The organism is Streptomyces sp. NPDC001744 (assembly GCF_042892575.1).
GTDB lineage: Bacteria > Actinomycetota > Actinomycetes > Streptomycetales > Streptomycetaceae > Streptomyces.
The window spans coordinates 373836-386815 of sequence record NZ_JBIAUG010000001.1; the positions used below are offsets into that span (position 1 = coordinate 373836).

12 protein-coding genes are annotated in these 12980 nt (G+C 76.5%); 6 read left to right on the forward strand and 6 right to left on the reverse strand.

Annotation, left to right across the window (positions count from 1 at the left end):
- Positions 1–128: 128 nt before the first annotated feature.
- The 4 genes from ACFYZY_RS01830 (at position 129) to ACFYZY_RS01845 (ending at position 3971) form a co-directional block, all read left to right on the forward strand.
- Positions 129–1295 carry a sensor histidine kinase gene (locus tag ACFYZY_RS01830; protein WP_388688605.1) on the forward strand — a complete coding sequence of 389 codons (1167 nt, stop codon included), beginning with the start codon at positions 129–131 and terminating at the stop codon, positions 1293–1295.
- A complete protein-coding gene (locus ACFYZY_RS01835; RefSeq protein ID WP_388688607.1) occupies positions 1295–1918 on the forward strand; it encodes a response regulator in 624 nt (207 codons plus the stop codon). The genes ACFYZY_RS01830 and ACFYZY_RS01835 overlap by 1 nt, the downstream gene beginning before the upstream one ends.
- 157 nt (positions 1919–2075) lie before the next feature.
- Positions 2076–3287: an FAD-dependent monooxygenase gene (locus ACFYZY_RS01840; RefSeq protein WP_388688609.1), complete on the forward strand. Its 1212-nt coding sequence runs from the start codon at positions 2076–2078 to the stop codon at positions 3285–3287.
- Positions 3288–3470: 183 nt separating this feature from the next.
- On the forward strand, positions 3471–3971 hold the full coding sequence (locus ACFYZY_RS01845) for a hypothetical protein (protein WP_388688610.1): 501 nt from the start codon (positions 3471–3473) through the stop codon (positions 3969–3971).
- A 58-nt stretch (positions 3972–4029) separates the two neighbouring features.
- Here ACFYZY_RS01845 and ACFYZY_RS01850 read toward each other — a convergent pair whose 3' ends face one another.
- Both ACFYZY_RS01850 and ACFYZY_RS01855 read right to left on the reverse strand, forming a co-directional pair.
- Positions 4030–4710, reverse strand: coding sequence for a pentapeptide repeat-containing protein (locus ACFYZY_RS01850; RefSeq protein ID WP_388688612.1), 681 nt, complete (start codon positions 4708–4710; stop codon positions 4030–4032).
- A gap of 100 nt (positions 4711–4810) precedes the next feature.
- Complete coding sequence (locus ACFYZY_RS01855; RefSeq protein ID WP_388688614.1) at positions 4811–5776, reverse strand: GlxA family transcriptional regulator; 966 nt, start codon at positions 5774–5776, stop codon at positions 4811–4813.
- A gap of 235 nt (positions 5777–6011) precedes the next feature.
- On the opposite strand from ACFYZY_RS01855, the gene ACFYZY_RS01860 reads away from it, so the two are divergent.
- On the forward strand, positions 6012–6419 hold the full coding sequence (locus ACFYZY_RS01860) for a hypothetical protein (RefSeq protein WP_388688615.1): 408 nt from the start codon (positions 6012–6014) through the stop codon (positions 6417–6419).
- Between the two features lie 105 nt (positions 6420–6524).
- Positions 6525–7535, forward strand: coding sequence for a zinc-binding dehydrogenase (locus tag ACFYZY_RS01865; protein WP_388688617.1), 1011 nt, complete (start codon positions 6525–6527; stop codon positions 7533–7535).
- A gap of 13 nt (positions 7536–7548) precedes the next feature.
- On the opposite strand, the gene ACFYZY_RS01870 is transcribed toward ACFYZY_RS01865, so the two are convergent.
- The 4 genes from ACFYZY_RS01870 to ACFYZY_RS01885 form a co-directional block, all read right to left on the reverse strand.
- Positions 7549–7914, reverse strand: coding sequence for a hypothetical protein (locus tag ACFYZY_RS01870; protein WP_388688619.1), 366 nt, complete (start codon positions 7912–7914; stop codon positions 7549–7551).
- Between the two features lie 9 nt (positions 7915–7923).
- On the reverse strand, positions 7924–8406 hold the full coding sequence (locus ACFYZY_RS01875) for a GNAT family N-acetyltransferase (protein WP_388688620.1): 483 nt from the start codon (positions 8404–8406) through the stop codon (positions 7924–7926).
- A 178-nt stretch (positions 8407–8584) separates the two neighbouring features.
- Complete coding sequence (locus ACFYZY_RS01880; protein ID WP_388688622.1) at positions 8585–10111, reverse strand: hypothetical protein; 1527 nt, start codon at positions 10109–10111, stop codon at positions 8585–8587.
- A gap of 47 nt (positions 10112–10158) precedes the next feature.
- Entirely contained in the window at positions 10159–12924 is a 2766-nt protein-coding gene (locus ACFYZY_RS01885; RefSeq protein ID WP_388688624.1) for a hypothetical protein, read from the reverse strand.
- Positions 12925–12980: the final 56 nt, after the last annotated feature.

Below are 12980 nucleotides of genomic sequence, written 5' to 3' on the forward strand. Positions count from 1 at the left end.
GCCGGAGCGGATGATGGGACGACGCGGACGACGGAGCCACGCGGACGGCGACGCGGCGCGGACGGTGAAGCGGCACGGACGACGGAACGGCGCGGACGGTGAAGCGGCACGGAGAGAAGGACGGAACCATGGAGCGGGACCCGGACGCCCGCCGACTGGCGTGGATCATGCACACCGCGTTCTTCCTCCTGCTCGGCGCCTCGCTCGCCCGCTTCCTGCTGCGGCACGGCTGGGAGGCCCGCAGCCCCTGGATCGTCGTCCTCACCGGCGCGCTCGCCGCCCTCTACCTCCTCGGCCCCGTCCTCGGCACCCGCGCCACCCCCCGCCGGATCGCCTGGCTGGGCACGGTCGTCGCCGTCTGGGTCGTCCTCGTCGTCCTCGCGCCCAGCTTCGCCTGGTGCGCGGTGCCGCTCTTCTACACGGGGCTGCGGACCCTCCCGCCGCGCGCCGCGCTCGGCCTGGTCGCCCTGCTCACCGTGTTCGTGGTCTTCGCCCAGGTGCAGCTCTCGCACGGCGGGTGGGACCCGAACCTGATCGTCGCCCCACCGGCCGTCGCCGCCCTCGCCACCGGGGTGTTCGTCCACTCCGACCGGCAGGCGGGGCGCCAGCGGGACCTCATCGACGACCTGATCCGCACCCGGCGCGAACTCGCCGCCACCGAGCGCCGCGAAGGGACCCTCGCCGAGCGCCAGCGGCTCTCCATGGAGATCCACGACACCCTGGCGCAGGGCCTCTCCAGCCAGCAGATGCTGCTCCAGGCGGCGGACCGCGTCTGGGAGGCCGACCCGGCGACCGCCCGCCGGCACGTCCGTACCGCCGAGGCCGTCGCGGAGCGCAACCTCGCCGAGGCGCGCCGGTTCGTCCACGACCTCGCGCCGGCCGACCTGGCGGGGGGCGCCGGCCTCGAAGAGGCCCTGCGGGGGCTCGCCGCCCGCGAGTCGGCCGCCTTCCGGGTCGACGGGGCCCCGGTGCCGCTGCCGGACCGCACCCAGTCGGCACTGCTGCGGATCGCGCAGGGCGCGCTCGCCAACATCCGCGAACACGCCGCCGCCGACTCGGCCGCCGTGACCCTGACGTACCTGGACGACCAGGTGGTCCTGGACGTCGCGGACGACGGGCGCGGTTTCGACCCCGTGGAGAAGCCGGGCGGGGTGCGCGGTCACGGGCTGCCCGCGATGCGGGTGCGGGCCCGGCAGCTCGGCGGCACCCTGACGGTCGAGTCCACCCCGGGCGAGGGCACGGTGCTCTCCGCCGCGATCCCGCTGAGCCCGCTCCCGTTCCCCCAGGAGTCGTGATGTCCCCCGTACGCATCCTGCTCTGCGACGACCACGCCGTCGTCCGCGCCGGACTGCTCGCCCTGCTCGGCAGCACCCCCGACATCGACGTCGTCGGGGAGGCCGGCAGCGGCGAGGAGGCCGTCGCCATGGCGGCGAAGCTGAAGCCGGACGTGGTCCTCATGGACCTCCAGCTCGGCCCGGGCATCGACGGCGTCGAGGCGACCCGCCGCATCGCGCCGACCGGCGTCCACGTCCTCGTCCTCACCACGTACGACACGGACGCCGACATCACGCGGGCGATCGGGGCGGGCGCCACCGGCTACCTCCTGAAGGCCGAGCGGCCGGAGGAGCTGTTCGCGGCCGTCCACGCCGCCGCGCAGGGCCGTACCGCCCTCTCCCCGCCGGTCGCCGGCCGGGTCATGGACCGGATGCGGGGCGCGGCGGGGCCGACCCTCACCGACCGGGAGCGGGACATCCTCGGGCAGCTGGGGCGGGGGCTCGGCAACCGCGAGATCGCGCGGGCCCTGTTCATCAGCGAGGCGACGGTGAAGACCCACCTCGGGCGGATCTACACCAAGCTCGGCGTCGACACGCGGGCGGGAGCGGTGGCGGTGGCGAAGGAACGCCGGCTGCTGCCGTAGGCCGCCGTCGCGGGCCCCGGCCACCGCCGTCCGCTCCTCCGCCGAGACGGCTCGGAGGACGGTCCCGGCGCCGTTCCCGGCGTGTCACCACCCCCGCTGCTACCGTGCGTTGCCTTCCGACCGCACGGTGTCACACTCAGTTCCAGGGGGAGCGCCCATGAAGCTCGCGATCGTCGGCGGCGGTCCCGCCGGCCTCTACCTCTCGGTCCTGCTGAAGCGGCGGGACCCGTCCCACGAGATCGTCGTGTACGAACGGAACGCGGAGGGCTCCACCTACGGCTGGGGCGTCACCTACTGGGCCGGACTCCTCGACAAGCTGCGCGCGGGCGACCCGGAGTCCGCGCGGGCGGTCGCGGACGCCTCCGTGACCTGGACCGACGGGGTCGCGATCGTCCGCGACGAGCGGACCGTCCACCACGGCGACGCGGGCTTCGGCATCGGACGGCGGCGCATGCTCGCGCTCCTCGCGGACCGCGCCCGCGCACTCGGCGTGCGGATCGAGCTCGAGCACGCGGTCACCGGCCCCGACGCGCCCGAACTCGCGGGCGCGGACCTCGTCGTCGCCGCCGACGGGGTGAACAGCGCGCTCCGCGAGGCGTACGCGGACCACTTCGGCAGCCGGGTCACGAACGGCCGCAACCCGTACGTCTGGCTCGGCACGACCAAGGTCTTCGACTCGTTCAGCTTCGCCTTCAAGGAGACCGCGCACGGCTGGATCTGGTGCTACGCCTACGGCTTCAGCGGGGAGCGCTCCACCTGCGTGGTGGAGTGCTCCCCGGAGACCCGGACCGGTCTGGGCCTCGACGCGCTCGGGGAGGCCGACAGCCTGCGCCTCCTGGAGAAGATCTTCCACGACCTCCTCGACGGGCACGGGCTGATCGGCCGGGACCGGGCCGACGACCCCGCCCGGTGGCTCACCTTCCGCACGCTCACCAACCGCGTCTGGCACCGGGACAACCTGGTCCTGCTCGGCGACGCCGCCCACACCACGCACTACTCGATCGGCGCGGGCACCACCCTGGCCCTGGAGGACGCGCTCGCCCTCGCGGACGCCCTGGCCCCGTCCGCGCCCCGGGACCTCGACACGGCCCTGACCCTGTACGGGAAGCGGCGCCGCGCCGAACTCCTCTCCGCCCAGAGCGCCGCCCGCTACAGCGCCCGCTGGTACGAGGACCTGCCCCGTTACATGTGCCTGGAGCCGGCCCGCATGTTCGCCCTCCTCGGCCAGCGCCACTCGCCCCTCCTCCCCCACGTCCCCCCGCAGCTCTACTACCGCCTCGACCGCGCCGCCGACCGCCTGGAGTCCCTGCGCCGCCTCAAGCGCTGGCTGGGCCCGAGGGTGGCCAGGGCGGTGCACGGCCGGCGGTGAGGAGGGCGGCCCGTCCGGCGCGCGGCCGGTGCGGAGGAGGGCGGCCCGTCCGGGCGGCCCCGGCGTACGGGGGCGGGGCGCCGCTCCCCGCGCACGGGGGCCGACCGCCGCTCCCCGCGCACGGCTGCCGGCCGCCGCTCCTCGCGTACGGGCCCGGCCCCGCCCCGTGACACCATCGGTTCCGTGCTCGACATCGGCTACTCCCTCTCGCGTCGCTTCCCCGACCCCCCGCAGACCGACTACCGCCGCGCGGACGTCCACGCGCTGCGGCACGACCTGTTCTGCGGGGACGTGTACCTCGCGGACACCGAGACGGACCGGGAGGTGTCCACGGCCTGGGGATGGGTGCCGGTCCTCGACTTCGCGTGGGCGCTCTGCGACATCGTGGAACAGCTCGACCGGGATCCGCGCGGCAGCCGGGCCGCGCAGCCGCAGTACGCGGAACTCGACTTCACCGAGTCCACGGACCGGATGCTCTTCGAGCGCCGTTTCGGCTGGGTGGAGGTCGAGGCCGACTGGATGCCGGGCGACGAGCCCCCGGTCGCCTTCAACCACGCCGAGCTGCGCCGCGAGGCGCGCGACTTCCTGCACGACCTGATCGCCGACCTCACGGACATGCACGAGGGCCTGGCCGACAACCCGGCCGTCTGGTCCCTCCAGGCCCGCTTCCCCCGCCTGCCGTGACCCGGCCGGGGGCGGCCCCCGGAGGGACCGGGGGCCCGAGGGGGCCGGGCCCCGGGCGCTACCCCTCCACCCGCATCCCCAGCCGCGCCGCCAGCACCGGCGCCAGGTCCAGGAGCTGGGAGGCCGAGATCACGGCCCCCGCCAGGGACTCCACCCCGCGCGTGATCTCCAGGCGCTGGACTCCCCGCAGGTCCACGTCCTTCAGCCGCGCGCCCGTGAAGTCGGCGTCCGTCAGGACGCAGTCCACGAACTCGACCCGTTCGAGGACCGCGCCCCCGAAGTCCGGCTCGCTCAGCACGCACCCCTCGAAGACGACGTCCCTGAGCCTCGCGGACCGCAGGTTCAGGTAGTCGCTCTTGCCGCCCCGCACCACGACCCGTTCGAGCACGGCCCCGTGCAGCTGCGCCCCGCCGAGCCGCGCGTCCACGACCTCCACGTCCCGCAGCTGCGCCCCCGCGAGGTCGGTCCCCACCCCCCGCACCCCGCTCAGCACCGAGTCCAGGAAGCGCGCGTTCGCCAGCCGCGCGCCGTCGAGGCCGCACGCGCGCAGCGCGCAGTCCAGGAACCGGGCCCCCTCCCCCGACTGTCCGGCCAGGTCGAGCCCGGACAGGTCGAGACCGTCGTAGTCCCCGTCCGGCTCCAGTCCGCCCCCGTAGGGTTCCAGGGGCGGCAGCCGCACCTCCGGCCGCCGTGCCCCCGGCACCTTCCTCTTCCCTGTCGTCGCCCGGTGGTTCGCCATCACCCCATGGTGGGGTACGCCACTGACAACGGCCTCGTGCCGCGGACGCCACGCGCACGACGGACCGCGCGCGTCGCGGGCGCCGGCCGCCCCGCCCGCCTCAGGCCGGGCGCATCGCCGCCCGGTAGCGGGACGGGGCGGTCCCGAACCGTTCCGAGAACGCCTGCCGCAGCGCCTCGGCGCTGCCGAAGCCGCAGCGCGCCGCCACGCCCGCCACCGGCAGCGTCGTGGTGGCGAGCAGCTGCGCGGCGGCCTCGGTGCGGGCCCGCCGGACGTAGCGGCCCGGCGCACTGCCCAGCTGCTCCGTGAAGAGCCGGGTGAGGTGACGGGGCGTCACCCCGGCCCGCGCGGCCAGCGCCGCCGTGCTCAGGTCGTCGTCCGGGTGGGCCGCGATGTGCCCGACGAGCGCGCGGACCACGTCGTCACGGGCCGGCGGGACCTCGGTGAACAGGCTCATCTGCCCCTGGTTGCCGGGCCGTTGCAGGTACACCACGAGGTCCCGGGCCACCTGGCGGGCCAGTTCGGGACCGTGGTCCTCCTCGACGAACGCGAGGGTGAGGTCCAGGGCGCTCGTCACCCCGGCCGCCGTGTAGACGTGACCGTCGCGGACGTGGATCGGGTGCGGGTCCACGGTCACCTCCGGGTGCCGCTCGGCGAGCGGGCGGGCGAAGCGCCAGTGGGTGGTCGCCCGCCGGCCGTCCAGGAGCCCGGCGGCCGCCAGGACCCCCGCGCCCGTGCACACCGACGCCACCCGCCGGCTCTCCCGCGCCAGCCGGCGCACGTGCCCGACGAGCCGCGTGTCCGACGCCGCCCGCTCGTACCCCGTACCGCCGGAGACGATCAGCGTGTCGAGGGGACCGGTCAGCCGCTCCAGCGACCGCTCGCTGCGCAGGACGAGCCCCGAGCCGCAGACGAGGGGGCCGCCGCCCGGACCGGCGAGGAGCACCCGGTACGGGACCTCGGGCGCGCCGATCCCGTTGGCCATGGCGAGGGTCGTGGTCACGCACGCGATGTCCAGCAGCTCGGCCGCCTCGTAGCCGACCACCACCATGAGCCTCTCCGCCATGCGCCGACCCTATGCCGGAAGGACGGGTACCCCAAGGGAACGGACAGGGCGCCGGACGCCGCTTCCCGCCGGCCCGGACGCTCCCGGACAGTGGGCCCCGCCCCATGCGCCCGCACGTCCGTACCCGGCCGTACGTCCGCGCCCGTACCCGTACCCACGTCCGTGACCGTTCCCCCGGCCGTACCCGTCCCCACGGCCGCACCCACCCGTACACCCGCACGCGGGAGGCACCCGGATGCACACGCTCGCGCACCGCCGGCCCACTCTGATCGCCCTGGTCCTGGCGGGCCTGACCTTCGTCGACGGCCGGCCCGCGCCGGAGTTCCTCGCGGGGGTCCTCGCCGCGATGCCCCTGTTCTACCTGCTCTTCGGCGCGTTCCGGAGCGAACTGCGCCGCCCCGGCGTCCTCGCCGGACAGCTCGCCGGCCTCGTCGGCTTCGCCGCCGTCGCCCTGTCGGCCGTCCTCCTGGACGGCGCCACCGCCCTGCTCGTCCTGGCGGCCGGCTGGCTGGGCCACGCCGTCTGGGACGCCGTCCACTACGCGAGGGCCCGGGTCGTCCCCCGCCCGTGGTCCGAATGGTGCGGCGTCTTCGACGCCTGCGGCGCCCTGGCCCTGCTGCTCGCGGTGGCGGTCACCGGCTAGGCGTTTCGAAGCGGCCGCCCGGGAGTCCGCGCGGAAGGCGCCTTGACCTCAAGGGCGCTCGAGGTCGGAGGCTTTCCGCACCAGCACGGACGACAGGGGAGCCCCATGCGCGCCATCCGCCTCCACGCCTTCGGTCCCGCCGGGAACCTCGTGTACGAGGAAGTGCCCGACCCCGTCCCCGGGCCCGGCCAGGTCCGCGTCCGGGTCGCGGCGGCCGGGGTGCACCTCCTCGACACGGTGCTCCGGGAGGGCGGCACGGGACCCTTCCCGGCGCCCGCCGCACTGCCCACGATCCCCGGCCGCGAGGTCGCCGGCACGGTCGACGCCCTCGGCGGGGGCACCGACCCGTCCTGGCTCGGCAGGCGGGTCGTGGCCCACCTCGGCACGGCCCCCGGCGGGTACGCCGAACTCGCCGTCACCGACGCCGCCCGGCTCCACGCCCTGCCCGGCCACCTCGGCGAGGCGGAGGCCGTCGCCATGATCGGCACCGGCCGCACGACCCTGGGCATCCTCCGGTTCACGGAGCTCGGCCCCGGCTCGGTCGCGATCGTCCCCGCGGCGGCGGGCGGCATCGGCACCCTGCTCGTCCAGTACGCCAAGAACGCGGGAGCCGCCGTCGTCGGCCTCGCGGGCGGCCCCGCGAAGACCGCGCTGGTCCGGGAGAACGGCGCCGACCTGGCCGTGGACTACCTGGAGCCCGGCTGGCCGGAGCGGGTCCGCGCGTACCTGGACGGGCCCCTCGGCGGACGCCGGGCCACCGTCGTCTTCGACTCGGTCGGCGGCGACACCGGCCGCGCCGCCGTGGACCTCCTCGGCGAGGGCGGACAGCACCTCGTCTTCGGCTGGTCCGGGGCCGGCCGCCTCGGCGGCGGACCGCTCGCCTTCACACCGGGGGAACTGGCGGAGCGCGGCATCACCTCGGAGTCCGTCCTCGGCCCGGTGATGATCGAGAGGGCGGGCGGCGACATCCGGACCCTCGAACGCGCCGCCCTCGCCGCCGCGACCGCCGGCACCCTCCGCCCGGCGGTCCACCGCTTCCCCCTCGCGCACGCGGCGGAGGCCCACCGCGCCCTGGAGGACCGGGGCACGACGGGCAAGGTGGTGCTGATCCCGTAGACGGCGTACGGGGTCAGACGGCCCCGACCACGTCCCAGGAGTGCGCCTTGAACTCCTTCAGGAAGTCGGGGTGGTCCTCCCACATCCGGGCGACGGAACGCAGCACGTCCCAGTTGTGTTCGAGGGCCTGGTCCACGACCTGCCGCAGCTCCGGGGCCGTCGACCGCTTCTCCACGAGACCGCCGACGGCCGACGCGGCCTGCACGGTGTAGCGGGTGGCCCGCAGCGCCCGGGAGGTGTCGTCCATGCCGAAACCGTGGTCGCTGCCGTTCGCCGGGTCGAAGAGCGGCGTCAGCCGCGCCTCGATGAAACCGGTGATCCGCCGGAACCGCTGCTCGATGTCGTGGTGGTCGCTGTGGTCGCTGTGCTCGTTGTCCATGGCCCTTTCCTACACTCCCGCCGCACCGCCGAGCTCCGCCAGGGCCCCGTCCGTCAGCCGGTACACCGTCCACTCGTCCTGCGGGCGGGCGCCCAGGGACTCGTAGAAGCGGATCGAGGGCTCGTTCCAGTCCAGGACCGACCACTCCAGGCGTTCGTAGCCGCGCTCCGCGCAGAGCCGGGCCAGTTCGCGCAGCAGGGCCTTGCCGTGGCCGCCGCCCCGGGCCTCCGGGCGGACGTACAGGTCCTCCAGATAGATGCCGTGGACTCCGCGCCAGGTCGAGAAGTTGAGGAACCAGAGCGCGAAGCCGACCGGCTCGCCCGCCTCCGACTCCGCGATGTGCGCGTAGGCGGCCGGTCGCTCGCCGAACAGCGCCTCGTGGAGCTGTTCGGGGGTCGCGCGGACCTCGTGGAGGGCCTTCTCGTACTCCGCGAGGTCGCGGACCATGGCGTGGATGACGGGGACGTCGGCGGGTGTGGCGGTACGGATCATGGGGCCAGGGTGCCCCGGACCGGGCCTCCGCGACCAGGGGGATTCACACTCCGGGACCGGGCCGGGCCCCTCGGCCCCGCCGCCCCCGCAGGACCCGCGCGACCGCGACCTGCCCGGCGACCGGGGACGGGCGCGCCGGCCGGTGCGCCCGTCCCCTCGTCCCGCGGCCGGGACCGGGTCAGGAGGCCGTGCAGTCGACGCGGACCGGGGCCACCGCCGCGTGGCGGTTGTTCGCGCCGCTGCCCCGGTTGTCGAGGACGACGGAGATCTTGTTGTTCGTCACCGGGAAACGGCCGGCGGAGACCCACTTGCCCAGGTGCGAGGGCTGGTTGATCTCGAAGGTGCCGGCGACGGCGTCCTTGCTCTGGGAGAAGGAGCCGTACACCGTGTAGTGGGCGGGAGTGCCGCCCACGTACGAGATGTCGCGCACGTTGGGGATGAACACCTGCACCGCGCAGGTGCCCTTCTGGACCGAGCCGGTGGTGAACTTCCACTGCGCCCAGATGCCGTCGGACCGCGAGCTGCCCGACATCGGCATGCTGTAGTAGAGGCCGCTGCAGCCGTACGAGGTGGTGCTTCCCCAGCTCTTCCGCCAGCCCTCGTCGCCGTCGGTGTACATGTCGCCGACGGCGAAGCCCGGGGTGTTGCAGCCCAGGCCGATGAGGTGGTTGTACGTGACCGCCGCCGGGGCCACCGGAGGCTTGGGGGCGGACGAGGACCGGTTCGGCGCGGGCTGGTTCGGGGCGGGCCGGTTCGAGGCGGGGGCACCCCCGGCCGGGGCGGTGGGGGTGGTCCTCGCGGTGCCGGGGACGTTCGGAGCGGTGGTCTTCGGGGAGCCGGGGGCGCGCGGGGCGTCGGTGGCGCGCGGGGCGCCGGCGGGGTCCGTGCCGCCCGTGCCGACCTCGTGGATGCCGCCGATCGGCCCGAGGCCCTTCACGTCCTTGACGGGGCCCGGGGCCCGGCCCGGTGTCCCGCCGACGCCCTTGCCCGGCGTCGGGGCGTCGAGCCGCTGCTCGCTGGGGACGATGCCGGTTCCGGTGCCGTCGGGGTTCATCGTGCTGCCCGCCGGGCCGCCCGCGATCGACGGGCGCGGCTTCTCGTCGGGGCCCGAGACGAGGAAGGGCACCCCGATCAGCACCAGGCCGCCGAGAAGCGCGGCGGCGATCATCGGCTTGTTGGGACGGCCCAGGGGCGGCACGGTCTCCGTGTCGGCGGAGGGGCGGGGAACGGACGTGGCCGTGGCCGTCGCCGAAGCCGCGGACGTGGCCGTGCTCGTGGCCGTCGCCGAAGCCGCGGTCGTGCTCGTGGTCGTGGTCGCGGTCGAAGCCGCGGACGTGGCCGTGGTGGGGGCGGTTTCCGCCGCGGGGCTCGTCCCCGTCCCGGTCCTCGCCCCGGCCGGCGCGGCCGGCGCGGAGGAGGAATCCGGCGCGGTCGCCGTCCGCGCGGCCGTCCCGGTCTCCGGAGCCGCCGCGGCGACGGTCGTCGCGGTCCCGGCGGTCGCGGTCCCGGCGGTCGCGGCGGCGGTGGCCGTGGCCGTGACGGCGGCCGGAGCGGTCCCGGCCGCCGCGTCGCCGCTCGCGGCGCGCGGGGCGGCGGGGAACAGCCCCGTGGACGGCTCCTCGCTCAGGACGGCCAGTGCGGCCGCGCGCGGCACGGGAGAGGCCCCGGCGCTCTCCCCTGCGGGGGTGGTCTCTCTGCTGGTCATGGCTGCTCTGCCTTTCTCGACGGGAAAGAGGTGCGCGGGGCACCCGCTCAGCGGGGCGGCGGGACGTGGAGGAACGGGCCGGTGCACCGGTCGGGCCAGGGCGCCGCCCCCGTGGAGCCGGGACGGCCCGCGACGGCGTCGAGCCGCTCCAGGACCCCGGCCGAGGGGGCCCTGAACCGCCCGGCGTCCGGCGGGAGTTCGGCCAGCAGGACGCGTGCGGGCAGTTCGCCGTCGGCCTCGTGCCGGGCCAGCACCGTGAACTCCGTACCGGTGGCGAAGAGGGCCTGCACGCCGCTTCCGTCACGGGACAGGACCGAGGTGCGCCGGGCGGTCGTCGGCCTGATGACGTAGCGGACCCGGTCCGGAGGCGGCAGGGGTGCGCCCGGCGCCTCCAGGTGCACCGCGTCCAGCGGCGCGTCGCACGAGAGCACCGCTCCCGGGACGACCTCGTCCGGTACGGAGGGTTCCGCGGCGGCCCGTACCAGGGTGCCCCGCAGCGCGGGCAGTCGGCGCAGCCCGGCCGCCAGGCAGCCGGCGTACGGGCGCAGCTCCTCGCCCCCGGCGGCGAGGGCGCGCGCGCCGAACGGGTCCTCGGGCGCGGAGGAGAGGTACAGGCGTACGGCGATCAGGTCCGCCCGCACCGCGTCCTCGTCCGCCCCGCGCAGCGCGGGCATCCGGATCAGCGCCTGCCCGACGGGCCCGCTGTGCTCCTCCCAGACCTTCGCCGCCAGCTCCCGGAACGCCCGCCGGTCCGGTTCCCCGGCCGACTCCTCCCGCAGCCGGCGCGTGCGGCTCACCGAGGCGGGGACGACAGCGGGTGCGGAGGGGGAAGGAAGGGAGGGGCGGGGAGAAGAGGGAGGAGGGGAAGGAGGGGAAGGACGGGAAGGAGGCGCGGTCGCGGGAGCGGGTGCGGGGGACGCGGTGGGCTGGGCGGGCACAGGCACGGGTGCGGAGACGGCTGATACGGCCGGGGCCGCCGTGCCCGCCGTGCCCGCCGAGGCCGCCGAAGCCGCCGAGGCCGCCGAAGAGGTCGCGACCGCCGGAGGGGACGGGACGGGGGCCGGTGCCGGGGACGGGACGGGGGCCGGTGCCGGGACCTGGAGTGGGTCCGGCACTCCGGCGGGCCGCGCGTCCGGTTCCGGCTCCGTGCCCGGTTCCGTGTCGGCTTCTGTGCCCGCGCCCGTGCTCCTGTGCGCGTCCTGTTCCGTCGTCGGCGGCAGGGGTGCGGGAGCCGTGGCCGGTTCCTCGGATGCCCCGGGCGTCTCCGGGTGGGGGACGGCCGCCAGGGAGAGGCCCGCGCGGACCGCGAAGCGGCGCAGGGCGGCGACCGCCTCCGGCCCCGCCTCCCCGGAGACGGCGAGTTCGGCGTGGGCGCGGGCCGCCGGGGCGAGGGCGGCGACGAGCGCCGACAGATCGCGCAGGGTCGCCGCGCGAACGGCCTCTCCGGCCAGGCAGTCCGACGCGATCTCCACCCGCAGGACGCGCGGTTCGCCCGCCCGGTCCCGGACCTCGGCGGGCGGCTCGCCCGTGGGGCCGATCCAGAGGCCGGAGCGGACGGCCACCGCACGGGCCCCGGAGGGCATCCGCAGGGTCGCGGGTTCCGGCTCCGGGACTCCCGCCGATTCCGGGAGCGTCCAGGCGGTGGGGCGGGGCGCGGGGCGGGAGCCGTCGGCGGCGAGGGGGAAGCAGAGGAGGGCGGCGAGGGGCGCGGGCCAGGCGAACTCGCCCTCGGCGGAGACCAGCCGGACGGTTTCCACGGGTGTCCCGGCCCCGTCCCGGTCCTCGGCCCCGCCGCCCCCGGACGGTTCGGCCGGCTCGGACGGTTCGGTCGGTTCGGTCGGTTCGGTGGCGAGCGGAAGGCCCAGGGTCACCTCCAGCTCCGTGCCGAGGAGGTCGCACACCTCCTCGGCCAGCGCGGTCGCGTCGCGCCCGTCCACCGGGACAAGCCGCAGCGTACGGCGCACCTCGGACGGCAGGGAGACCAGGAGCGTGGCGAGGTCCTCGGCCGCGACCGGCTCGGCGCGCGGCGCGCCCAGCAGGACGGCGGGGCGGTCGGGGTGGACGGCGACGGCGTAGGCCGGTTCGTCGGGGCGGGGCGGGGCGGAGTCCGCCGGGGCGAGGGCGAGGCCGGCGGGCACGGCGCGGACGACGCTCCCGCCGACCGGCCCCAGCGGCACCCTGGCCAGGGCGCGCTGCCAGCGCGGTGCGGGCAGCCGGGCACCCAGCGGCTCCGGGGCCTCCCCGGGTGCGAAGCGCCACCAGCCGCCGCCGGGGGTGGCGGGCTCGGTGACGTAGAGCAGGCCGCCGGGGGCGAGGACGGCGGGCGCGTCCGGGGCCTCCAGGGTCACGTTCCAGGCGTCGGCGAGGCGCTGGGCCAGCGGTCCGTCCTCGCCCGCCGGGGCGGCGGCACCGGACAGGACGAGACGGAGCGACAGCGGCTCCTCGTCACGCAGCCGGGCGAGCAGCGCGCCGAGTTCCCCGCCGAGGTTCCCGGCGGCCGCCTGGGGGACGTCGACCACGACGGCGGGGCGCCGGGGGTCGGCGGGCAGCGCGCGCACGAGGGCGCGGACCGGTGAGTCGGGGGCGGCCGAGGAGCGCAGGAGGTACCGGTGGGGGAAGTCGTCCCGCACGGTGTGCGGCGCCTCCGGTGCCGCTCCTCCGGAGGCCCCGGCGGGAGCCGCCCCGGGGCCGGGCGCGGCGGGTTCCGCGACGGCCGGGGCAGGGGCGTTCCGGCGGCGGGCGAGTCTCCGCAGCAGCCCTCCCGGCCGGTTGTCCGGAGCGCTCTCCACCCGTTCGCCGCCACCCTGTCGCATGCGCCCTCCCCTGTTCGGTGGCTCCGATTCGATCATGGGCGCTCCACCCGTGCGGA